The 22,934-nt window shown below is 44.1% G+C and carries 23 protein-coding genes; 3 read left to right on the top strand and 20 right to left on the bottom strand.

The genetic code is table 11. The annotated features are described in order from the left end of the window. Position 1 precedes the first annotated feature (1 nt). Together ltrA and G608_RS24210 are read right to left on the bottom strand one after the other, a co-directional pair. Positions 2–1,285 (bottom strand): group II intron reverse transcriptase/maturase, encoded by a 1,284-nt coding sequence (ltrA, locus tag G608_RS0118950; RefSeq protein WP_026497302.1) that lies wholly within the window; start codon positions 1,283–1,285, stop codon positions 2–4. Positions 1,286–1,418: 133 nt separating this feature from the next. Further along, on the bottom strand, positions 1,419–1,541 hold the full coding sequence (locus tag G608_RS24210) for a hypothetical protein (protein ID WP_255345380.1): 123 nt from the start codon (positions 1,539–1,541) through the stop codon (positions 1,419–1,421). A gap of 484 nt (positions 1,542–2,025) precedes the next feature. Here G608_RS24210 and G608_RS0118940 point away from each other — a divergent pair, with 484 nt between their 5' ends. Continuing rightward, entirely contained in the window at positions 2,026–4,125 is a 2,100-nt protein-coding gene (locus G608_RS0118940; RefSeq protein ID WP_026497301.1) for a leucine-rich repeat protein, read from the top strand. A 48-nt stretch (positions 4,126–4,173) separates the two neighbouring features. Here the strand turns inward: G608_RS0118940 and G608_RS23075 are convergent, their stop codons facing one another. Next, positions 4,174–4,491 (bottom strand): leucine-rich repeat protein, encoded by a 318-nt coding sequence (locus G608_RS23075; protein ID WP_330367115.1) that lies wholly within the window; start codon positions 4,489–4,491, stop codon positions 4,174–4,176. 268 nt (positions 4,492–4,759) lie between these two features. Here G608_RS23075 and G608_RS0118930 point away from each other — a divergent pair, with 268 nt between their 5' ends. Next, a complete protein-coding gene (locus G608_RS0118930) occupies positions 4,760–5,581 on the top strand; it encodes a leucine-rich repeat protein (RefSeq protein ID WP_196810254.1) in 822 nt (273 codons plus the stop codon). A gap of 78 nt (positions 5,582–5,659) precedes the next feature. On the opposite strand, the gene G608_RS0118925 is transcribed toward G608_RS0118930, so the two are convergent. From G608_RS0118925 to G608_RS0118915, 3 genes are all read right to left on the bottom strand, one after another. After that, positions 5,660–6,097 carry a hypothetical protein gene (locus tag G608_RS0118925; RefSeq protein WP_026497298.1) on the bottom strand — a complete coding sequence of 146 codons (438 nt, stop codon included), beginning with the start codon at positions 6,095–6,097 and terminating at the stop codon, positions 5,660–5,662. 103 nt (positions 6,098–6,200) lie between these two features. Continuing rightward, complete coding sequence (locus tag G608_RS0118920; protein WP_196810253.1) at positions 6,201–6,590, bottom strand: hypothetical protein; 390 nt, start codon at positions 6,588–6,590, stop codon at positions 6,201–6,203. Between the two features lies 1 nt (position 6,591). After that, positions 6,592–7,338 (bottom strand): transposase, encoded by a 747-nt coding sequence (locus G608_RS0118915; RefSeq protein ID WP_035796283.1) that lies wholly within the window; start codon positions 7,336–7,338, stop codon positions 6,592–6,594. Between the two features lie 287 nt (positions 7,339–7,625). Between G608_RS0118915 and G608_RS0118910 the strand changes: the two genes are divergently transcribed. Beyond that, on the top strand, positions 7,626–8,993 hold the full coding sequence (locus tag G608_RS0118910; protein ID WP_026497295.1) for an MFS transporter: 1,368 nt from the start codon (positions 7,626–7,628) through the stop codon (positions 8,991–8,993). Between the two features lie 62 nt (positions 8,994–9,055). Here the strand turns inward: G608_RS0118910 and G608_RS0118905 are convergent, their stop codons facing one another. The 14 genes from G608_RS0118905 to cobM all read right to left on the bottom strand — a co-directional run bounded on the left by G608_RS0118905 (position 9,056) and on the right by cobM (position 22,929). Then, positions 9,056–9,601 carry a hypothetical protein gene (locus tag G608_RS0118905; RefSeq protein ID WP_051209561.1) on the bottom strand — a complete coding sequence of 182 codons (546 nt, stop codon included), beginning with the start codon at positions 9,599–9,601 and terminating at the stop codon, positions 9,056–9,058. Between the two features lie 161 nt (positions 9,602–9,762). After that, entirely contained in the window at positions 9,763–10,182 is a 420-nt protein-coding gene (locus tag G608_RS0118900) for a DUF4430 domain-containing protein (protein ID WP_026497293.1), read from the bottom strand. Beyond that, positions 10,179–11,354, bottom strand: coding sequence for a pyridoxal phosphate-dependent aminotransferase (locus G608_RS0118895; protein WP_026497292.1), 1,176 nt, complete (start codon positions 11,352–11,354; stop codon positions 10,179–10,181). Before G608_RS0118895 ends, G608_RS0118900 begins: the two co-directional genes overlap by 4 nt. A gap of 66 nt (positions 11,355–11,420) precedes the next feature. Then, positions 11,421–12,404: an adenosylcobinamide-phosphate synthase CbiB gene (gene cbiB / locus G608_RS0118890; protein ID WP_026497291.1), complete on the bottom strand. Its 984-nt coding sequence runs from the start codon at positions 12,402–12,404 to the stop codon at positions 11,421–11,423. 19 nt (positions 12,405–12,423) lie between these two features. Then, the gene (locus G608_RS0118885; protein WP_026497290.1) at positions 12,424–13,194 is read right to left on the bottom strand and encodes an adenosylcobinamide-GDP ribazoletransferase; all 771 of its coding nucleotides are present in this window, start codon (positions 13,192–13,194) and stop codon (positions 12,424–12,426) included. Between the two features lie 56 nt (positions 13,195–13,250). Next, positions 13,251–13,790, bottom strand: coding sequence for a bifunctional adenosylcobinamide kinase/adenosylcobinamide-phosphate guanylyltransferase (locus G608_RS22710; protein WP_051209559.1), 540 nt, complete (start codon positions 13,788–13,790; stop codon positions 13,251–13,253). Next, a complete protein-coding gene (locus G608_RS0118875) occupies positions 13,791–14,912 on the bottom strand; it encodes a nicotinate-nucleotide--dimethylbenzimidazole phosphoribosyltransferase (protein WP_026497289.1) in 1,122 nt (373 codons plus the stop codon). Further along, entirely contained in the window at positions 14,905–16,302 is a 1,398-nt protein-coding gene (locus G608_RS0118870) for a cobyrinate a,c-diamide synthase (protein ID WP_026497288.1), read from the bottom strand. Before G608_RS0118870 ends, G608_RS0118875 begins: the two co-directional genes overlap by 8 nt. Further along, the gene (cobK, locus tag G608_RS0118865; protein WP_026497287.1) at positions 16,295–18,364 is read right to left on the bottom strand and encodes a precorrin-6A reductase; all 2,070 of its coding nucleotides are present in this window, start codon (positions 18,362–18,364) and stop codon (positions 16,295–16,297) included. The genes G608_RS0118870 and cobK overlap by 8 nt, the downstream gene beginning before the upstream one ends. Continuing rightward, on the bottom strand, positions 18,354–19,094 hold the full coding sequence (gene cobJ / locus G608_RS0118860; RefSeq protein ID WP_035796281.1) for a precorrin-3B C(17)-methyltransferase: 741 nt from the start codon (positions 19,092–19,094) through the stop codon (positions 18,354–18,356). The genes cobK and cobJ overlap by 11 nt, the downstream gene beginning before the upstream one ends. Next, positions 19,084–20,082, bottom strand: coding sequence for a cobalt-precorrin 5A hydrolase (locus G608_RS21945; protein WP_051209557.1), 999 nt, complete (start codon positions 20,080–20,082; stop codon positions 19,084–19,086). The genes cobJ and G608_RS21945 overlap by 11 nt, the downstream gene beginning before the upstream one ends. Further along, on the bottom strand, positions 20,069–21,157 hold the full coding sequence (locus tag G608_RS21940; protein ID WP_051209555.1) for an ATP-binding cassette domain-containing protein: 1,089 nt from the start codon (positions 21,155–21,157) through the stop codon (positions 20,069–20,071). The genes G608_RS21945 and G608_RS21940 overlap by 14 nt, the downstream gene beginning before the upstream one ends. Continuing rightward, on the bottom strand, positions 21,141–22,169 hold the full coding sequence (locus G608_RS0118845; protein ID WP_026497285.1) for a FecCD family ABC transporter permease: 1,029 nt from the start codon (positions 22,167–22,169) through the stop codon (positions 21,141–21,143). Before G608_RS0118845 ends, G608_RS21940 begins: the two co-directional genes overlap by 17 nt. Then, positions 22,162–22,929: a precorrin-4 C(11)-methyltransferase gene (cobM, locus tag G608_RS0118840; protein WP_026497284.1), complete on the bottom strand. Its 768-nt coding sequence runs from the start codon at positions 22,927–22,929 to the stop codon at positions 22,162–22,164. The genes G608_RS0118845 and cobM overlap by 8 nt, the downstream gene beginning before the upstream one ends. Positions 22,930–22,934: the final 5 nt, after the last annotated feature.

Raw genomic sequence — 22,934 nt, 5'->3', positions numbered from 1 at the left:
TTCAACATAACTTCAAAGCATGACGCTCATTATAGTAATCAAGGCAGCTGATGAGACCTGCCTTGGCAAGCACCTCTTTGGAAATTGCTCTGACAACACACGTTTTCGTGACGACCCATTGATAGCGATCGCCGCAATACGATGTAAGCCGTGCAATGTTTTTATTCACACCTAACTTCTGCAATCCCCATTGGCGTTTCTTCGGTACTTTCCATTGCTTCCATATAATTACCCGAAGCCTCGTCCTTAAATGTGCGTCAACCTCAGTCATTGCTGTCGTCATAGAGCCGAGAGCGTAATAGTTTATCCACCCTCTTGTTACCTGGTTGATTTTCGTAATCTTACCTGTAACAGTTCCAGGCATCTTCCTACAAGTCAGTTCTTTAAGCTTTCGTTTGAACTTAGTAACCGAGTCCTGATGCGGTCTGCATTTCCACTCTAATACATTTTTGTCCTTGTAAAATCCAAAGCCAAGATATTTAAGTTTCTGCGGTCTTGTGATGTGGGTTTTGGTCATGTTAACCTTTAACCCAAGTTTCCTTTGTATCCAGTCCGTCACCGTCCGCATGACTCGCTTTGCACTCGCTTCGCTTCTGACAGCGATAACGCAGTCATCAGCGTATCTTGTAAAGCGGAGTTCTCTCGTTTCAAGTTCCTTGTCCAGTTCATTCAACATGATATTCGACAGTAGTGGTGACAGATTTCCGCCCTGCGGGGTTCCGAGTTTTGTTTCCTCGTAACCCTGTGGTGTCATAACCCCTGCTTTGAGGTATTTGCGAATAAGTGACTCCGTGTCGCCATCATTGATGATGTTGTGGACAAGGCTCATGAGCTTGTCCTGCGGTACGTTGTCAAAGAATTTTTCCAAGTCGATATCAACTATCCACTCGTATCCCTCGTTCAGATAAACAAGCAGTTGTCTGATTGCCATTTCACAGCTTCTGTTTGGTCTGAAGCCATAACTCCATTCCGAAAACAAAGGCTCGCACATGGGGCTTATCACCTGCACAATGCCTTGCTGAATTACCCTGTCCATTACGGTCGGAATACCGAGTTTTCTCACTCCACCGTTTGGCTTGGGTATTTCTACCCGCCTGACCGGTTGGGGGTTGTACTCCCTCTGCCTGATTTGCTCTCTGATACTGTTCCAATTCTCTTTGATATAATCGCCGAGTTCGTCTACAGTCACGTCATCTACACCACCTGCTCCTTTATTGGCGCAGACTCTCTTGTATGCGGCGTTCATGTTGTCGTTGGACAGTATCTTTTCCAACAGTTCTGACATTGCCTTGTGTGTTCTCTCCTTTCCGTTCCCATGGATTTGCCTTAGGTTGTGCGGTACCTGCTCATTTACGTTTCGCCTTTTTCCGCTGTCGGGTATTCCATGGAGCATACATTTGATTACACTGTTACATTGTTCAGCCCTTTGGTAACGCCCATTTCAGAACATTACCTACTACGGCTTCTGCTGACTTCTCACAGTTCGTTGTTACTACGGCAAATGAAACCGCCTGTGAGACCTCGCGGGATAAGCCTACCATTCTTTCCTCGTCTACCTGCCTGATCTACGCCTACGGGTTACGGTTGCCTTTTGGATTTAACTGCTCTAAGCCAGCTAGTCCGCCGCAAACGCCTTAATATCAGGTTTCTGTTCGTCAGGCTACGATTTCGCTATCCCTTCTTCTCGCCTACACCTCACGATGCAAACCTTGGGAGTCGCTTTGGGGTTCGTCGGCAACTACGCCCCACGTGGACTTTCACCACAGACCGGCGGCATGCCCGCCATACTTAGAAAAGCCCCATGAATAGGGGCTTTGGTGTAGAATTTGAAATTGTGATATTAAAAAACACAGTATTTATGCGGGCTCTGGGCTTAATTTGACCACATTGGGGACGGTTCTCTTTGGCATGTGTCATCTATTTTACACAACATTATTATATCTTTTTTTGGCATTTTCCCGACTTTACTTATATTACCAGCGGTAGTAATGTTTTTTATGAAAAAAATTTTCTAGGAGGGAAGTCATGAAATTACTATCAAAGCTGTTATGCTCTATTAAAAGGCTGCACTGTATTTATGCAGCTGTTCTGTTCATTTTTTCACTTTTACTTGTACAAACCTTTGGTATAGCCCCTGTTGTACTACATGCAAGTGCCAACACATCATTGTCTGCTCCAACGGATATACGATGGAGCACATCCAGATACTGCACTGCTACTTGGAAGGGTGTAAACGGTGCAGATTTTTATGAAGTCTCTTTATATCACAATAATGTCAACTCTAATCATATGTTCTTTGTTGATTCCATTAACGGAAAAGAAACATATTCTGCTAATCTTAGCGATATAATGAATGAATTTCCAAACGAACAGTATTCTTTTAAAGTTCGCGCAGGAGTCGGTGATTACGACGATGATGATGATATTATCTACGGCGATTATTCTCTTATGTCTGACATATATGACGAAGATACCATAGATGAATCTACAGCTACTCTTGTTGCTCCAGTTGATCTTAGCTGGTACGAGGATGAAGATGGCATAAATATCGATTACTATTCAAATAATGATTTTGGCCATTACTATATTGAGTTGTATAAAAATGACTCCGTCTATTCAATTATTTATGATGGCGAAAACGACTGTGAAGTATATTGTACAAGAGTAATGCCTCTTAATGAATGCGGGAATGGAACATATAAATTTCGTGTTTTAGTTTCTCCAACAAAAATCGATAATCCTAGTAATGCTGATTTTGAATCAGGTTTGACATCCGTTTTTTCTAATGAATACGTGATCAGTAATGCCCCTGAGCCAGTTAATGCCCCCAGTAATATAATGGTAAGTGATTCCGGCATTCTCTCTTTTGATACAAATAATAACGGTGCTACGGATATCAATTACTATCTCCGCTTTACTAATCCAAGTGGACTCGTTACCACCTTCACTCTTACTAATGTAACATATGCCAGAGTTGAAAACTTTGATTTGTCTCCCGAAATTATTTCTAACGGAACCTACAAAGTAAAAATAAAAGCCGCAAGAATAAATGCAGACCAATCCTACCCAAATTACGATATTGGTTCGGTTTCTCCTGAATTTAGTTTTGAAGTCAACGCAACAACCAAATTGTCTTCGCCTGACTCTCTGCACTGGGATGGAATAACACTAAGATGGAACTCTATTCCTGACGCTGCATCCTATAATGTCCAGCTTGAGGTATTCGATGGTCAGACATCCGTGAACATGTACCGCTTTACCACAATAAAAACAAATAGCTATACTATTTCTGATAACTACTATAGCAACTTCAAGAAGGCTGCAACACATTTAAGATTTAAAGCCCGCGTTATGGCTATACCAAGAAACATCAAAGCTGTAAGCAGCAGTGGGTATTCAGCATATGCTGAATACATTGTTCCAATAGAGATAACTAAAGACATGATTACATTGTCTAATAACAGCCTTGTATGCGATGGAACACCAAAGGAACCGGCTATTACGGTAAAATACAACAATGAGACGCTGACCAAGGGTGTAGATTATACCGTTACCTATTCAAATAACATAAACGTTGGTACTGCTTCTGCTACCATCAAGGGCATAGATCCCTTCACAGGCAGCGTCACCGTGAATTATTCAATAACTGAGGCTGTACCTCAAAAAGAAGCTGAAAAATTACATCCGATTGGAAGCACAGAAACTGTCTCTGATAATGTATTTGAAATCACCGGTGAAACTTCCGTTTCATATACTGGTACAACTGGCAGCAAAAAAAATGTAACCATCCCTTCTTCCACAGATATAGATGGTAAATCCTATGCTGTAACTTCAATTGGTAAAAACGCATTTAAGGATGAAAAAGGTATATCAAAAGTAACAATACCTAAAACTGTTACCAAGATATCAGCAGATGCATTCTCTGGTTGTAAAAATTTAAGTAAAATATACATAAACGGCAATACACTTAATTCCATAGAAAAGGGTGCCTTCAACAACATTAAGAAAAATGCTACAATCACAATTACCGCTAAAAATAAGAAAGTCTTTAATAAGATTGTTAAGAAAATCAAAAAAAGCACTAATGTTAAAAAGCTTAAATTCAAAATGAAAAAGGGTAAATAAGTTTGTCAGCAAAAAATCACCGGTCCATACGGGCCGGTGATTTTTTAATTAGTTTTTCTTTTTGAATTTAAACTTGGCGTTCTTTAGTCCGCCCTTCTTGAGCATTGAAACAACCTTGTCAAAGGTCTTCTGATCCTTTGCATATACTGTTACTTTTGCGCCTGCCTTGACGCCCTTGAATGCTCCCTTCTGAACAGTCTTAAGTGTGTTACCGTTGACAGTTATCTTACCAAGCTTTCCGCAACCGGTAACTGCACCCTTTTCAATCTTCACAACGCTTTCAGGAATTGTAAGTGATGTGAGCTTCTTGCAATTCTTTACAGCGCCCTTTCCAATGGATGTAACCGTATAGGTCTGACCATCGATAGTTACTGAAGAAGAAATGGACAGCTTCTTGATCTTCTTGCCGGCTGATGCCTTGTATTTTACCTCGTAGTTGCCACTTACAACGTAGGAACCACTGACTGTTACAGTCTGTGTTCCTGCAGCTGCAGATGCCTGCTGAGACTGTGTTGAAGGTGTATTATTACCGGTACTGTTATCTGTGTGCCACTGGGGACGGTTCTCTTTGGCATGCGATGCCTACATAAACATTATTAGTGATAGTGAAGAAAATATTCTCCGTGCCTATCCCGTGAAAGTAATTGTAAGCTTTGACAAAAACGGTGGTGGAAATTCTGATCCCGAATTAAAAGTTTCATATGATGAAGGAATTACCCTTGCCGATGCTCCCACACGAGATGGCTTTAAGTGTTTGGGATGGGCAAAGGATAAAAACGCAACCAAGGCGGACTATGCAATCGGAGCAAAAGTTAACGCCTCAGATATCGCTACTCTTTTTGATAATAAAGGTGCTATAAACAATAAAACCAATACCTACGAAATTCCCGCAACCCTCTACGCCGTTTGGGAGAAAGCACCAACAAACTCAAATACTAATCCTACTACCACCCCCACTGAAGAGTACTATGATGCAACTTTCACTGAAAACGGATACAACTTCAAGGTTATCTCTCAGGAAGCCAAGACCGTAGAACTGGTTTCTCCCGTTAATAAAAAGCAGAAAAACTATGTAGTTCCTGCTAAGGTCACACATAAAGACATGACTTATACCATTATCAGTATCGGTGATAAAGCCTTTATTGGCTGTAAGAAAGCAAAATCCTTCAAGCTTTCTGCTTCCGTCAACAGGATAGGTAATCAGGCCTTCTTTGGTCTTGCAAAGCTTGGAAAATTCACCGTTCCTGTCGGAGTCACAGAAATTGGTGCAAAGGCCTTCTTTAATTGTAAGAATCTCGGCACATTTACAGTTAAAACAAAGGTTCTTAAGAAAGTCGGTGCTAAGGCTTTAGGCAAAACAAAATGGGGAATTAAGCTGAAATTCCCTAAGTCAAAAAAGAAAAAATACAGAAAATACTTCAGAAAATCAGGCGCTAAGGGCATAATTTACACTTAATAAGTTTTTTCGAACTCGTAAAAATCCTAAAGGAAGGAGCATGTCACGTTAAGACAAACGTGACATGCTCCTTTTATTTTATTTATACTTGTCATATGTAATTTTGCCGTTTTTAGCCACCCACAGTTTTGTACCATTGGCTTTAACAATGTAAGTAACACTGGCTTTCTTGATACCCTGCTTCTTAATATCTTTTCTAAGCTTGGTAGTAGTACTCTTAAAAGAATCACGGGTTTCATTGTAATAATTTCCACCCATCATCTTAAGCATGGAAAAGATTGAAGCATCCTGATCCATATTAAGAGTGAAAGTGAAATTGTATGTTCCCTTCTGCTTTTTGTAAGTAACTTTTACCTTGCCGACAAAAGAACCTGCTTTAGCTGCCTTGGTGTACTTGGCGCAAACACGCTTTGCCACCTTGTCGTAATTTGCTGCGCTTGCCGTTGTTCCCACTGATACAAAAAGAAGCATAAATGCAAGGAAAATAGACAGCGCCCTTGTTGAAATTTTCTTCATACCTTTTTCCCTCCAAAATTATTTCACAATCGCTATAATATCATATATTGCGTCATTTGGGATGATAATCTTGGTGCCATCGGGGACGGTTCTCTTTGGCACGTCACACAATGCTAGAAAAAAGCGGCAATTCCTCTGAGAGAAGCTCTTTGTCATTGCATACACATGACGTCACTATAAAGTCAAAGCCCTTGGCTCCCATCCTGCGCTGTCCTGTGAAAACAAGATGCATCAGCTTATCTTCTGTCATGTATTCCTCTGATGTTGTCACTCCGAGATTACTTTTTTCAAGTACCTTCCGATAATCCCCAAGAAAGGCAGGGATAAGTACACTTCCTGTCTTTTTACCGGCTTGAACGCCATAGATTTTATCAATCTGTTCCTGTAAAAGCTCTTGAATTGTCATAGTAAGTTCTCCTCCATGCCACTGGGGACGGTTCTCTTTGGCACGTTTCTGCGCCACCATGCCACCGGGGACGGTTCTCTTTGGCATCCTATTTTACAATGTTATTAACAATATTACGACCTATTCCGGTAAGTCTTTCAATCTGCCTGGCTGATAACCCGGATTTCTTAAGTTTGATTATTGCAGAATTTCTCTCAGCTTTGCTATAGTTCTGCAGCATAGTGCCTGTAGATATTCCAAGACACTCAGCAATCACCTCTTTTGCCCACTCATCGTCATGTCTGTTTCCATCATAATCAAGACAAAGATCATCATCATTTGAATCCAAAATAAATTTATCATATTTCGTTTTACTCCCCAACATCTTCTGAATAAGTGATAAATCCAGAAATTCTGACTCTTCCTCATATAGTTTATAACTGCTCCAATTATAATGAGCAGGGCTGCAGATTCCGGCCTTTTGTGGATTCTTGAGAATATATCGAAATACCGTCAAAAGATAAACATCATTTTCAATCGGTTCGCTCAAATACCTGTCTTGGAAAAGATGTCCTACACGATCATATTTTTTATTAAAATAGCTTGAATAACTAACACCGATTTTTTTCATCAAAAGAATTATCATTTCCGGCTCTCCATGTACTAAAAGATGAACATGGTTTTCCATAAGACAATACGCAGATACTTTTATATTTGTTTCTATACAGTACTGTTCAAGCTTGCGTAAATAATGCATATAATCGTTTTTGTCTTCAAATAAAATCTGTCTTCCAATTCCACGCACAATTACGTGCATGTATCCATAATCACTCATGCGCCTAGCTCTTCGCGGCATAATATTACCTCCAAAAATAAATATCTCAAACATGGAAAATTACAAATAGTCTTTGTTCTATTTGTCTCCCTTGAATAAGGGTGGATTATTAATGCTTGAAAACTATATCACTAAAAATCTTGTTTGTAAAGAAGAAAAAATGTGCCACTGGGGACGGTTCTCTTTGGCACGCTCAATGGAATCGTGCCAAAGAGAACCGTCCCCGGTGGCATGAGTCCCCAATAGCATGCGGATACTAAACGAGGTATAATGGTTTCATACTCTTTAGAAAGTGAGATTCTAATAAAATGAAGCAACTTAAACCAATAACCAATAAACTTTTATGGATTTTTGCTCTTGGACAGTTTGGCTGGAGTCTTCTCTCTGGCGTCGTTTCTAACTGGATGGTTTACTATTATACAGGAACCCCCAACGAGCAGAATCCCAACATCGGTGTTTTTGCATCAGGCATCACCCAGTCACCCATTCTGTTTAAACTCACTCTTTTTGGCCTCGTTCTCGCCGCCGGAAGAATCTTCGATGCCGTAACTGATCCTCTTATAGCCGGTTGGTCCGACAGAAGTAACTACAAAGGCGGACGAAGGATTCCGTTCATGCGTGCAATGGCGATTCCGTTTTCACTCTGCATGGTAGGCCTCTTCGTGCTTCCCCAAACTTCTAATATCGCCTTGAATGATACAATACTTTTCATACTATTGATGGTTTTTTATCTTTTCATGACCATGTTCTGTACTCCCTACAATGCGCTTATTGCGGAGCTTGGCGATACCCAGCAGCACAGAATAAACGTATCAACCTTTATATCATTTACTTTTATCGTAGGACAGAGTATCTCCTTCCTGCTTCCTAATGTTGCAGGTGCGCTTGAAGGCATCGCAGGACAAAAAGGTTCCATTCGCCTCTCAGTTGCGGTAATGGCTGCTCTTGCTTGCATCGCGATGTTGATTCCCTCGTTCTATATAAATGAGCGTGACTACATCGACTCCAAGCCTAGTGATACAAAGCCCTTCAAATCCTTGGCCAAAACCTTTTCAAATGGGCAGTTCAGACGCTTTGTATACAGTGATGTTATTTATTTCTTTGCACTCACACTTTTCCAGACAGGTCTTGCATTTTATGAAACACAGCTTATGGAAATTGAGGATACCTGGACTTTCATGCTCACAGCGACCATGACTGCAATAAGCGTCATGCTGTATCCCATCATCAATATCCTCGCAAAGAAAATTGGCAAAAAGACTCTTATAATTACCGGTTTCTTCGCCTACTGCTGTGTATTCTTGATTACAACAATGTGCGGAACCGGCCTTCACTGGGGCTTCATCATAGCCATCACAGCAGCAATTCCCATGGCTATCCTTGGTATTCTTCCACAGGCCTGCGTTGCCGATGTGGCTGAGCTCACAAGACTTGAAACCGGCGAAGACAGAAGTGGCATGTTCTTTGCAGCGAGGACCTTCGCATTTAAAATGGGACAGGCAATCGCACTGGTTACCTTCACATCCGTAACCATATCACAAACAAAGCAGAGCTACCGCGCTACAGCCCTTATTGCATTCATCACATGCTTTATTGGTGCCTGCATCTTCTTTACATTTAATGAAAAAATGATACTTGGAAAAATCAGAGAATTAAAAGGAAATAAAGAAATATAAGAAAATTGATGTGTCATTGGGGACGTCATGCCATTGGGGACCGTCCCCGATGGCATGCTAGTTTATAATAATGTGCTATTCCCCTTCGTTACCAGTCGCATTGCCTTGCCGATCGGATGAAACAATACCAGCATTATGGAAAAATTGCCTATACCATGAACAAAGTCCCATGGAATTCCTGCGACCCACCAGGTGAAGGCTGAGCGAATACCGGCACCGATTCCGCCTGTGCTTGCCCCGATTACAAAATAAGGGATAGAGCAAAGAGCTCCAAAGCATAGCCCGAACACTCCGGAGATTATGGCCCACAGAAGGGCTGATGTGTTTTTCCTGAAAAACCAGGCAATTGCCACCAGAAGCGGCCAGGTGTAAAGATACATGATCCACCAGAGATGTGGACCGTAGAAAGCACCTTCCACCAAAATTAAAACCGGAACCACTGCTACGATTTTCCATCCGAAATATAGCGTGAACATTATGAGCCAAAAGCTGGTGAGCTCTATGTTTGGCATGCCGCTGAGTGCAAACTTCGACACTTCTATTACAGCGACCATAATGCCTATCTGCGCTATATCAAGAATTGAAAATCCTTTTCCGATTCCGGTCATTTTTGTATTATCCTTTAAATTCGTTAATTATGCCATTGAGGCCATGCCACCGAGGACGGTTCTTTTTGGCACGCTGTTATAGCGTGCCAAAGAGAACCGTCCCCGGTGGCACCTCTGTCGTGCCAAAGAGAACCGTCCCCAATGGCACGATGGCATTTTAATTACTGAGCTGCTTCATAAGCCCAGGTATATGTGTCGCCGTCGGCTACAGGCTGAGCATCTGCGCCGTACTGGCCGTACTCACCGTTTACATAAAGTGCCCAATAAGCGCCATCTTGCGCGTAATCAGCTCTTTCTTCGTTGACGTACTCAACCATAAGACCGTAATCACTGTCTGAGCCTGAATAGCTAAAGCCTGAGCCGTTCTCTGAAAGCTCATCCATGGCGCCTCTAAGGTACTCAGCATCTGTAGAAAGATCGTAGCTTGATACTTCACCTGCACTGTTCTTTACTTCGATTACAATGCTCTTGCCGCCCTTGTTGGTTGCAGGTCTGTTAAACGCAAAAACTGCCGCAAATACTGCGATAAGTGCTACAAGGACTAATCCTCCGATAATAATACTTTTCTTGTTGTTTTTCATAATGTCTCCTCCATTTTTATGATCAGCCTTCTATTGGCCTCTCTGTCTTTTACTGCGATTCTGTAATAACCCTTTCCAAGGCCCTCAAAATTCGCGCAATCTCGAATCAGTATACCACTGCAAAGTAATTTATCAAACAAATCCTCTTCACTATAAATCAGGAAAAAATTAGTGTCCGAAGGGTATACTCTGCAGCCATGCTTCCTGAAAGCGTCCATCAAAAGCGCTCTTTCTTCGCAAATATACCGTTTCGACTGCTTAATAAAATCACCGGAAATAAGGTAATTAGCGCATGCAACTCCCACTCTCTGGGCAAAAACCGACATGTTCCACTCGGGAAGATATCTAGCCAAGTTCCTGATGTTCTCCTCTGACGAGATGGCGTAGCCCACCCGAACTCCCGGTATCGAGAATAGCTTGGTATATGCGTTAATTATGAAAAGCTTGGGGCACTTGCTCAGATAACGGACAGCGCTCATCTGCGCGCATCTTCCATGGGTGTCGCCTTTATCCGATTCCAAATCCCCGCTTAATCCCTTGTATTCTTCCTGTGTCCATGCCAGATTAAAAAAACACTCATCAACGATAAGTGCTGTATCTGTCGCAGCGCACTTCTTTACAATTTTTCCCAGTACATTGGGCGCTATGCACCTTCCGGTAGGATTGTTGGGATTGGTGATAATCACAAGATCTGTGGATTCATCGATTTTGTCGGCAAAATCTTCTCGCAGCTCAAACCCGCTCTCTTCGATACATTGATATATTGATGTATTGACATCACCGCATGACACCAGCGCGTGTCTGTATCCATAAAAGCTTGGCACGGGAAGCAGCACTTTCCCGGGATTAAGCATCCTTACAATGGCAAAAATCAGCTCCGATGCGCCATTTCCACCGATAATGTTTCCTGATGTAAGCCTTAAATCCGAATTCTCAGCACCGCCGCACCTGCTCTCATCACCAAAAGCTTCAGAAAAGCCCACTAAAAGCTTATTCTCCGCCTTTGCTACGCTCTCCCGAAAGAGCCTTTGAGTAATGTCCGGGTATTTATCTACGTCATTTACTGCATCTCGAAGCGCCTCCGTCACCTGCTCCGAGCATGGGTACGGGTTCAGATTCACCGAAAAGTCGTATTCTATTTTTTTGTCGTATATCTCGCCGCCGTGAAGCACAGCCTTCCTCCTAAAACAATAATCAACCCCAAATGCGAAGTCTTCATTCTTTAGCTACCGTCATAATCAGATAAAATGCCACACCAAAAATCCAATCCCCAGCAGCACGCAAAGGCATAGATACTCTGTGATAAACATAAGTATGCAGGCGCGCTTAATGTCATCAAGTTCTATCTCCCTGACAGGATCACCTATATAGGGCTTTTTTACAAGCTTGCCAAAATAGTAAGCATCTCCCGCCAGTCTCACTGATAAAGCCCCGGCGCAGACGCTTTCTGTCTGGGCTGAATTGGGACTTTTGTGATTATATCTATCCCTCTTAAAAATCCTAAAGGCGTTCTTTCCCGAAAAGCTCTTTCCGCCTATAAAAGCCGCCAGAATCATGAAAATCGCACTGATCCTCGCGGGTATGTAATTCACCACATCATCAAGCTTTGCCGCAGCCCTGCCAAAATATTCGTATCTGTCGTTGTGATAGCCCACCATGGAATCCATGGTATTTATGGATTTATATAAAAAACCAAGAACAGGTCCGCCGATAAAGGTGTAGATCAGCGGCGCGATAACACCATCTGAAGTGTTTTCAGCGATTGTCTCAACCACTGCTCTCTGGACGCCTTTTTCATCAAGGCAGGCCGTATCTCTTCCCACAATCATGGAAACCGCATACCTTGCATCCTCAATTGTGCCGTCGCGAAGGGCAAAATAAACCTTCATGCTCTCCACCTGAAGGCTCTTGGCTGCCAGAATATAGCAGGTCAGAACCGCCTCCACAATAATTCCAAGATACGGACTTATGGCATATGCCCCAAATACTACGCAAAAGGTTACCGCCACCGTCAGCACTGTCACGATAATGCAGAGAAAAATCCCCCTTATAAACTCGCTTTTGCTGTTCCTGTTATTTTCATCTGTTTTTCCCAAAAGTCGCTTGTCCAAAGAGCTTATAAGATTCCCGATAAGTCTTATGGGATGCGGGATATTCCAGGGATCGCCGATTATCTGGTCAAGGCAGAACCCTATAAAAAACGCTGTTATATGATAAATCATCAATTTTCTAAATTTCCTCTCACAAAATCGCCAGAACTATCAGCAAAAAGGCTTCGCCCATTACCACAAAAAAGCCCGCCGTATCGCCGCTTACACCGCCAAACTGCTTATCACAGAGCTTTTTATACCACAGACAAAACAGGCATCCTGCCACGGCGCAGACCACTCCGGCCAAAAGATTTTGATATACCATGAAGGCCACCGCCAGAGCCGCCTGAATACTTAAGAAAATCACATCCCCGCTGCTGCTTTTGCCTGTTTCCATATTTAGCATTCCGTCTTTTTTTGCATTCTTAAAAACTATACTCGTGATGCCGCAAAGAGCGCGAATATAGAAAAACGCCGCCATATAAATATAGACCAGTGAAAAATCCTCGCTAACCTTAGCTGTGCCAAGGAGCAGGTACAAGGCCGCAAGCCAGATAAGAAGCAGAGTTCCCGCGCTGATCACAGCAAAAGCACCGATGTGAGGATCCTTCATGATCTCCAGCTTTTTCTCCTTTGGCTGGTAGGAATGAAGCGCATCCTGAACATCCATGAAGCCGTCCACATGAAAGCCGCCCGTTACGATAAGCGGAAGTGCAGTCATAAGAAGGGTTGTCACCATCACAGGTAATGACAGCCTTATACCGGCATATAGCAAAAGATATGAAAGCGCGCCGATCACCGCACCCACAAAGGGCAAAAATGAAATGGCATGCTTCATGTTTTCCTCATCCCATTCAAATATAGGCATCGGTATCTTCGAATATAATGAAAATGAAATTATTATGCTCTTAATTATCTTCACTCAGTTAATACGCTCCTTTGCGACGATACTTTTTCCGGAAAAACTCCCCAAATGGGTCATTTAACCGCTTTAACCCATTTTCCGTCTTCTATATCATAGACAATGTCTTCCGCTGCTCTAAGCCTGCTGTTTACCATATCAATCAGCTTTACGTACCTTTTGGTATCTTCGTCGTAATTCTCATCTTCAAGGGGAAAATGGTTTGTAACGATGACCGTATTTTTCGATGCAGCGCTTATCGTATTTACGGAAGCTGTAATGTAATCCGCAAGGGCCTCATCACTCATTCCGGCGTTGTTTTCATCATGCATCTCGTTGCCGATAAGATTGGACATACACTCAAGAAGACAGGTAGAATCAGGAAAATCCGGCACAGAAGATACCAGCTCCTGAACCCGCAAAGGCTTTTCGATTGTAAAAAATCCCTTGCCGTCACGCCTTTCAAGATGCCGCTTAACCCGCTGTGCACCTTCCTCTCCAAAGGGTATCATGGTGGCAATATAGTATTTTTTTCCGCCCTCCGACAGCTTCACTGCCAGCTCCTCGGCCTTTTCCGACTTGCCGCTATTAGGCGTACCCACTACCAAAATCGTCATTTATGAAAACCTCTCGTACTCATCAATCTCGTAATCGCCAAACTTAGCCCCATTAAGATAGTAGTCCAGCACCACGTCAATCAGAGGAAAAAGCATGATAGCGCCGGTTCCCTCTCCAAGAGCCATGTTTCCGTCAATATAGGACCTAAGGCCCAGGCTTTTCAGGGCAAGCTCATTGCCGTGCTCCCTGCCTCTGTGGGATGCGATCATATAGTCTCTGCAGCCGGAAACAAGAGTCTGTGCCAATACAGCCGCTGTAGAGCTTATCACTCCGTCAATTACAACAGGAATATGATATTTTGCACCACCTATGAAAAGTCCGGTAAGTGCCGCTATATCAAGGCCTCCAAGACACCTGAGTGCTTCAAATGCCCTCCTTTTCATATCAATGGGAACTACTGCTTTATCAACGGTTTCTCCTGTTTCCTGAATATGCTGACGGAAGCCATACTTTTTGATGCCTTCCCTGATAACCTTCATTTTTCGAAGCAGACCCTCATTATCGAGCCCTGCGCCTCTTCCCGTAATATCATCGCTGTCTATACTGAGAATCGCTGCCAAAACCGCCGCTGAAGTGGTGGTATTTCCGATTCCCATCTCACCCGCGGAGACAATGTCATATCCATCGCCCTTAAGTTCACCTACAAGTTCAATGCCTCGTTCTATGGCCAAAAGCGCTTCTTCCTCTGTCATAGCAGGCGTTTTCAGAAAATTGGCGGTTCCCTTTGAGACCTTCAAATCCCTGACGCCTTCGATTTTCTCATCGCAGTCAATTCCGATATCTACAGGTAAAACCTTGACCTTTGAGGATTTCGCCAGGGTACATGCGGAGCTTATTCCTTTTCCAAGGGCGACAGCTACCGCTTTAGTGATGCTCTTATCACTTTGTGAGATTCCTTCCTCCACAATACCGTTGTCTGCACAGAAAATTACCGACACTCTTTTCTCTGCTCTTGGCTGCTCGGTACGCTGAATCGCAGCTATTTTGCATATAAGCTCTTCAAAATCTCCGAGACCGTCTATGGGTTTAGAGATTCCATCCCAGATTTTATGGGCCTTTTGATAGATTTCTTTGTCAGGTTTTTCTATCTTTATGTCAAACAATGCCTTTTTATCAAGCATCTAAAAACCTCCTGATAAATGCCATGCAAGATGGATAATAAAGATGCGCAAAGCCGGCGAAAACCTTATTCTGCGCTCTGTAGCCCTCCCAGTTTCTTGTGCCTGAGGGCTTGGTCATCCTGCAAATATCACCATTTTCCGTGGTATCGTAGTAGTGAAACTCATGGGCTCGAATCTCTTCGCCGTCCTTCAAATAGATATTGTCTTTATTTGGGGTGACAATAACGTAGCCAAAATGGGACAGCCTATCTCTCATGTGGGATTTTCCCGAAAGCACTCCTGCCATGGGATATTTTGTACCTTCAGGATCCTGCATGCTCTCCTGCAAATATAAAAAGCCGCCGCACTCAGCAAGTATCGGCATTCCGGAAGCCGCCGCAGCCTTAAGGTTTTCTATCATGGATTTATTTTCCGAAAGCTCCTTAGCATAAAGCTCGGGATAGCCACCGCCGATTATAAGATGTGACACCTCCGACAGCTTTTCATCATGAATCGGTGAAAATGGCACCAGCTCAGCTCCCATCTCACGAAGCAGATCAAGGTTATCCTCATAATAGAAGCAAAAGGCTTCATCCATGGCTATTCCGATTCTTACAGGATTCTTGACCTCGATGCCGGAAGTATTATTCAAGTTTTTGTCAGCAAAATTATTCGAAAGAGTATTTTTCTCTTCCGCGTCACCAAAACTACCGGCGCCATCAGCCATTTCCACCAGCCTTTCAAAATCAAGGCTCTCCATAAGGGCATCCGCCACCTTATCTATCATCGAAAGAATCCCTTCAACCTCAGATGGCATAACAAGCCCCAGATGTCTGCTTTCAAGCTTTATATCCTTTAAAACAGGTACTGTGCCAAGCACCGGAATACCTGTGTTTTCAAGGATACTCTTTGAAATATCCCCCGCTATCATCGGAGAAATGTTATTCAGAATAATACCTCGAATCCTCTTTTCACGGCCGTATTCGACGAAGCCCTTGACCAATGGAATTATTGAATTACTCATTCCCCTGCAGTTTACAACAAGGATTGCCGGTGTGTCGGTCACGCAGCTTATTTCATAGGATGAGCCTTCTGTTGAGGATGCCTTAGAGCCGTCATAAAAGCCCATAACTCCCTCTAGGATGGCAAAATCCCGGTCCTCTGCTCCTTTGCAAAGTGTCCGCTTTACTCCCTCTTCACCGGCAAGGAAAATATCAAGGTTCCTTGAAGGAATTCCCAGTACTCTCTTGTGAAACATTGGATCTATGTAGTCGGGACCGCATTTAAAGGATACCGGCTTAAAGCCCTTTCGTTGCAGTATTCGTAAAAGAGCACAGGTAATAAGCGTCTTGCCGCTTCCGCTGGCAGGCGCACAAATCATAAGTCTTTTAAATGATTCATTACTACCCATTAAAACTCTTCCCCTCCAAAGTGATGATATATACAGGGTTGATGGCATCTGCCATGTGATAATTTCCGACCTTTTTATGCCTGCTGGCCCAAAGCTGCAAAATATCAGGCTCTTCCACAGGCAGTTCCTTTAAGCATTCCATGACCTCTGAAAAGGTCTCCGCTGTGACGCAGTTTATAACGATACGGGCTTTAGCATTTTTATCAAGGACCGTTCCAAGAATACTCTTCATGTTTCCGCTGCTTCCGCCTATAAAAGCATGGGTGGGAGCAGGCAGCTCAGCCAAAGCCTCTGGGGCTGTGCCCTCGATTATCTCCATATTTGATACGCCAAACTTGTCTTTATTCTGCGAAAGGAGCGCCACTGCATCCTCTTTTTTCTCTATTGAAAATACGCTGATTCCGGGAGCTGTAAGGGCCGCCTCTATAGAAACAGAGCCTGTTCCCGCTCCTATATCGTAGAATATCGCATCCGACGTCAGAGAGAGTTTTCTTATGGAAATAGCACGGATTTCCTCCTTTGTCATAGGCGTTTTACCGCGTATAAACTCATCATCGGAGATTCCGCCTTTTACAGGTCTCTCCGCTGCCCCTGCATTATGTGCATAAATAAGGCATTTTCCCATGAGGCCTTCAAATTCGCCTTCATTATTACCGAGCTCAAATACCTTTTCATCGGCGGTTCCAAGCTCGTAGCCTATCACGATTTTGTCCGTATTTTTCGATATTTCACGGCAAATTTCCTGCGCATCGCTTATACCGGAGGGCAGTATTATCAGATTTTCGCACTCTCTGACATAACCGCCTACGTTGCAGCTCCTGCCATGGGCGGTTACTATTCTCACATCCTCAAGGCCTATTCTGAGCGCCTTTAAAAACAGGGTAACTGAGGATATCCCCGGAATGGTCGTCACATTGTAACCATTTGCCCTTAGTATCACTGCCGCCTTCTTTGCCCCGCTGCAAAGACTTATATCACCTGAAAAAACAGCCACAGGTCTTGTAAATCCGGGATTTTTCGACAGATATTCACATATCTCATCTCCCCTATACATGGGTATCTTAGGGATATCTGTGCCCTCAAGCCTTGAAATAACAGACTCTGCACCGAAAATAATGTCCGCATTATCAAGGGCTTCCTGCAGCTCTTTAGTGTGAAATCTGTCATCCCCTGGGCCGATTCCCCCGAGAACGATGCTCTTTTCCGCGCTTTCGCCATGGGAAGCGCCAACGTGAGCACAGGATGCAGTCCCAGCGCCAAAAATTCCATCTAAATCGGAGATTGAAAGTCCAAAGTCCTTCGCAAGATGTTCCATAACTTCCCTGATATCGCAGCCTTCGCCGCTATCAGCAAGCTTTTCAGGGTTCTTTATCACAACAGTCTTAACGCCGCACTCTCCGGCAGCTTCCAGCTTTTCATCGAGACCTCCGGTTTTTCCGCTCTCCTTGGTGAGAATCACTGAGGCTCCAACTTCCTTTATCAAGGCAACATTCATTTGCTTTGAGAACGGGCCCTGCATTGCTATTATCTGCCTGCCCTTAAGGCCTGCAGCCACGCATTTTGCGATGCTCTCTTCATTTGGTAAAACTCTGGCAAATACACGGGATACATCAGGTAATCCGACTGCGATTTTTTCAAGATCCTTCGAACCTGTAAGCAGTAATATCCTTCCCTCTTCTTTGGAAAGCTCCGAAATCGCTTCCTCAAGGGTGTCGACAAAAATCGTCCTTCCACCGTCAAAGGCAGCATCCGTGTTTCTCTTAAGTCGCAGATAGGTGACTCCCGTCATTTCACAAGCAGTTTTTATCTCCTTTGAAACAGCGGTGGCAAAGGGGTGGGTTGAGTCCACAACCACTGAAAAATCGTCGCTTTTAATAAGCTGCGTGATCTCTTCAGCATTTTTCCTGCCAACCACAAGGCTGTCCTCTCCGGTGTCTCTTAGGATTTCACCGCCATATTCAGTTGCAACGCTGATCTCGTGGGGGATTTTGGCATCTCGTAAATATCCTGCCAAAACCCTGCCCTCGGTGGTTCCGCCAAAAACAAGTACCTTACTGCTCACTTTTGTACCCTCTCGCTGTAACCATAAAATCATCTATGTTCTGTGTGGATGAATTACCAATAAAAACCGTGGAAAACATGTCCGCTGAATACTCTTTAAGCTTTTCAAGAGTCATGATTTCTTTGACTTCACCGTCTCTTCCGATGTTTTTAGCTATGCCGCAAACCCGGTCACCCGGCAGTTTTTCCATTAAAATATCACATGCATGTGCCAAGTATCCGCTTCTGCTCTTGCTTTCCGGGTTGTACAGCACAATTACCATATCCGCGTCAGCGGCGGCGCGAAGCCTTTTTTCTATAAGTTCCATGGGCGTAAGCCTGTCGCTTAAGCTTATCAGGCAAAAATCATGAATAAGCGGCGCACCAAGAAGAGCCGCACCGCTGAGGGCTGCCGTAACCCCAGGAACCACCTCAACCTCTACCTGCGGATAGTCCTTCGAAGCAGCAAGCGCCAGTCCTGCCATTCCGTAAACGCCTGCATCACCACTGCAGATCAGAGCAACCTCAAAGCCCTCGTCTGCTCTCTCAAGAGCCATCTGAACCCTTTTTTCCTCCTGCATCATGGGGGTGCTGATGTAATCCTTTTCAGGGTAATAAGGCATCACCAGATTACAATAAACTGTGTAACCTGCAATAACATCACACTCTGCAAGGACATCCCTTGCTCTTACAGTCATTTCCTCTATTTTTCCGGGGCCTATTCCAACGACCCATAGCTTCTTATTCTTCATCTGCATACACTCCGATTGCGATTGTCATTCCATCCTTTGCTGTCTTGCGAACAATGAGCTTATCCGCTCCGTATGCCATTACAGACCTCTCACAGATATTGTCCGCGCCTGTGGTTTTAAGGGCAAATTCCGAGGAGGAAAAATCTCCCTTCTGCTCCATAAGCTCCTGGGCGGAAAAGGTGAGAAAAGGTATCCCAAACGCATTAGAAAGGCTCCTTAACCCATCTTCTTCGCATTTTATATCTATGGAAACAAGAGCCTTAAGTGCCCTTGGATCAAGCCTGTTTTCCGATAAAATTTCTGTCAGAAAGCCGCTCAGCTCTTCAAAGCTCTTACCCTTTCTGCAGCCCATGCCCACAATGAGGCATTTTGGTATGAGATTAGGCCCATGATCCGATTCGTTCGGTGATGAATTCTCCTGATCAGAATCCACATCCCATGCTTTACCTGTCACCTTGAAATCCGAAGCTTTGCTTCCTGTCCTTGGCGATACCGTAAACACTGCATCCTCGCCTGACAAGAGCTTAGCAGTAAACTCCTTGGCCAGCTTCATATCATCGATCTCAAGATCGTGCCTTCTTGCAAAAACATCTATGGCAAACTCTCCGCGAATATCTGTTGCTGTGGTCACAACCGGCACTGCACCTGTAATCTCCGCAATTTCATAGGTTGCATCTATGGCGCCGCCAATGTGCCCTGCCAAAATCGGAATAACAAACTGACCTCTTTCATCTATTACTATCACGCCTGGATCCGTGGTCTTATCCTTCATATATGGCGCGATTGCTCTGACGGCAATTCCTATCGCACCTATGAAAACAAGGATATTTCCCTGCTTAAACACTTCAGAAACCCACTCATTAAGGCTGCTGACAGGTAATACCTCGCCCCAATCTTCCATTAACTTTCCCGCTAAGCTCACCATCAGCTCCCTGCCTGCGTCAGTGAAGCATATGAACTTGTATTTTTCCGCTTCAGTTCTTTCCATACATCTTTTCCTTAAGCTTTTTTATTACCGCCGGATAATTGTCTCTGTCGTGGGGAAAAGTGCAATCCTTGCAGTTCTTTGCGCCTTTTTCCGTGTAGGTATAGGTTCCGCCGCAATCCTCCATATCATACAGAGGGCAATAGCAGAACATGCAGCTGAATTTTTTCTCAGCCAGATCATGGCAGGGATAGTACTCACATTCCTTATTTAAAAAGTAGGAGGAATGGCGAGGATTATCGGCATTTCTGCCCGTTGAAACAGTTTCCTTACCGGTTTTCTCTGCCCCTTTACCTTCACTCTTGCTATCAGCGCCATCAAACCCTGTTCCCAGCTGCTTTTTCACCCTCTCATACATCTCATCAGACATGTCATAAAGATCCCTTATCAGTCCCTTTTTCAGAACTTCGCAGGGGTCGCTGCAGCTGACGCTGCCATCATCTCTGATAAGTAGGAGCCTGTTTGAAATATGAAGTGCCAGCTCCAGCTCGTGGAGAGACATGATCACCGTCACACCTCTTTCAGAAAGCTCTTTTATCACATCCAGAAGCTCAAATCTGTGCTTTATATCAAGATAGGATGTAGGTTCATCCATTATGAGGAATTCGGGATCCTGACAAATTGCTCTCGCGATCAGCGTCCTCTGCTTTTGTCCATCACTTAGATCGCTGAAGGATTTATCTTCAAACTTCGTGATTTTCATAAGCTCACCGGCACTTTTTGCTGCTGCTCTGTCACTTTCAGAGAGCACACCAAAACCGTCGCTGTAGGGCAGACGTCCCGCCAAAACCACATCGAAGGCGGTCATATGCTCAGGCTTTACCCTGTCTGTGTTTACGATGGACATTCTTTTTGAAAGCTCTTTTAGCGAAATACTCCTGATATCCTCTTTCCCCAGATAAACAGTGCCGGAAATGGCCTTAAGTTCTCCTGAAATGCTCTTTAGAAGTGTCGATTTTCCGCCGCCGTTTGGTCCGATAAGGGATATGATCTCGCCCTTCCTGACATCCAGTTCAACGTTCTTAACTATGATCTTTTTATGATAGCCTGCGCATAAATTCTCAATTCTCATGCCCATTTAACTTATGCCTCCTGATTATCATAAAAATGACGATAGGCGCGCCAAAAAGCGACGTCACCGCCGATATGTTAAGTTCTGTGGGTGCAAAGATCATTCTGGCTATCAGATCGCTGATAAGGCAGAAAATTGCCCCTGATATGAATGATGCGGGAATCATCACTACAGGCTTGGATGACTTCAGAGACTCTCTCATAAGAAAAGGTACCGCTATTCCTATAAAAGAGACCGGTCCTGCAAAAGCCGTAACACAGGCTGACAGTATGCTAGACAGAATTATAATGCAGGCCCTTGCAAGCCTTATATTTACACCTACACTTCTGGCATAGGCTTCGCCAAGCCTTAGAGCATCTAAGCTTTTTCCGAGGCTCATTACGAAGATCATTGAAACCGATACCGTGACTATGCAGTAAATAGCTCCTTCCATAGTGGCTCCGGAAAAACTTCCCTGGGACCAGCTGTGAAGGTTCACAATATCAGAATCCTCTGCAAAGGCTATGAGAAAATCCGTAATGGCGCTGCAGATGTAGCCGATCATTATGCCCGCAGCCAGAAGCGCAGCCATATTTTTCACGCTTTTGGATATAAGGATTATAAAGCCTGTTGCCAGAAGTGCACCTGCAAAGGCAGCGATAATCAGCATATAGCCCTTAGTACTGCCTCTTCCTCCGGCGATGATAATTAGAAGCAGAGCCACCATCATTTTTGCTCCGGAGGATACGCCAAGGATATAGGGTCCTGCAATTGGATTTGAAAAATAGGTCTGAAGCAGGAATCCGGCCACAGCAAGGGCTCCGCCAAGAACAAAGGTCATTATGGTTCTTGGCAGACGGATGTTCATTATGATATTTCTTTTTTTCTCATCTCCCGCTCCGGAAAAGAGAATGTCAAACACTGTTTTCATATCTATGCGTACATTTCCGACACACAGATTGATCACCAGTGAGCCTATAAGCAGCACCGCTAAAGCCACAAAAACCACTGCTATACGGCTGTTTTTCTGTTTATGCATCCGCGTCTGTTCCTTTTCGATACTCTGTGGTGAACTCAGGTGCATAGAGCCTTGATTTCTCATAGCCTGACTGAGCAACTGATTCACCCACTATAATAAGCGCAGTTTTACTTATATTATAAGCCTTCGCTGTCTCTGAAAGATTCTCCAGTGTGCAAATGTATTTCTTTTCATCCTTCCAGGTAGCCTTGTAAACGATGGCACAAGGCGTATCCCCGGGCATTCCCGCGTTCATCAGTCTCTCCGAGAGCCTCTTTGTATCGCCTGATGACAGGAAAAACACCATGGTAGCGCCATGTTTTGATAAAGCCTCCACGGACTCAGCCTCCGGCACGGGAGTTCTGCCCTCCATGCGGGTTATAATGACGCTCTGGGTGATTCCCGGAAGGGTATATTCCATGTTCAGCGCAGCTGCAGCGCCGCAAAATGAGCTGACGCCGGGCACCGACTCGTAGGCTATGCCGCTTTCATCCAGGATATCCATCTGCTCCCTAACAGCCCCGTAAATACTGGGATCTCCGGTATGCAGACGCACAATATCCTTACCTTCACTGTCTGCCCTTTTCATTATTTCTATAACTTCATCGAGATTTAGTTCCTTGCTGTCGTGGATTTCGCAGCCTTCCTTTGCATAGGATAACAACTCAGGATTCACCAGCGATCCCGCATAAATTATAACGTCTGCCTGCTCCAGCAGATTTTTTCCTCTAAGGGTTATAAGATCCGGCGCGCCGGGTCCTGCTCCCACAAAATGTACCATAATAC

Origin of the sequence: Butyrivibrio sp. WCD3002 (assembly GCF_000424265.1) — a bacterium.
Classification (GTDB): domain Bacteria; phylum Bacillota; class Clostridia; order Lachnospirales; family Lachnospiraceae; genus Butyrivibrio.
The sequence above is the reverse complement of the archived record's forward strand: the minus strand, read 5'-3'. Positions and strand labels throughout refer to the sequence as shown.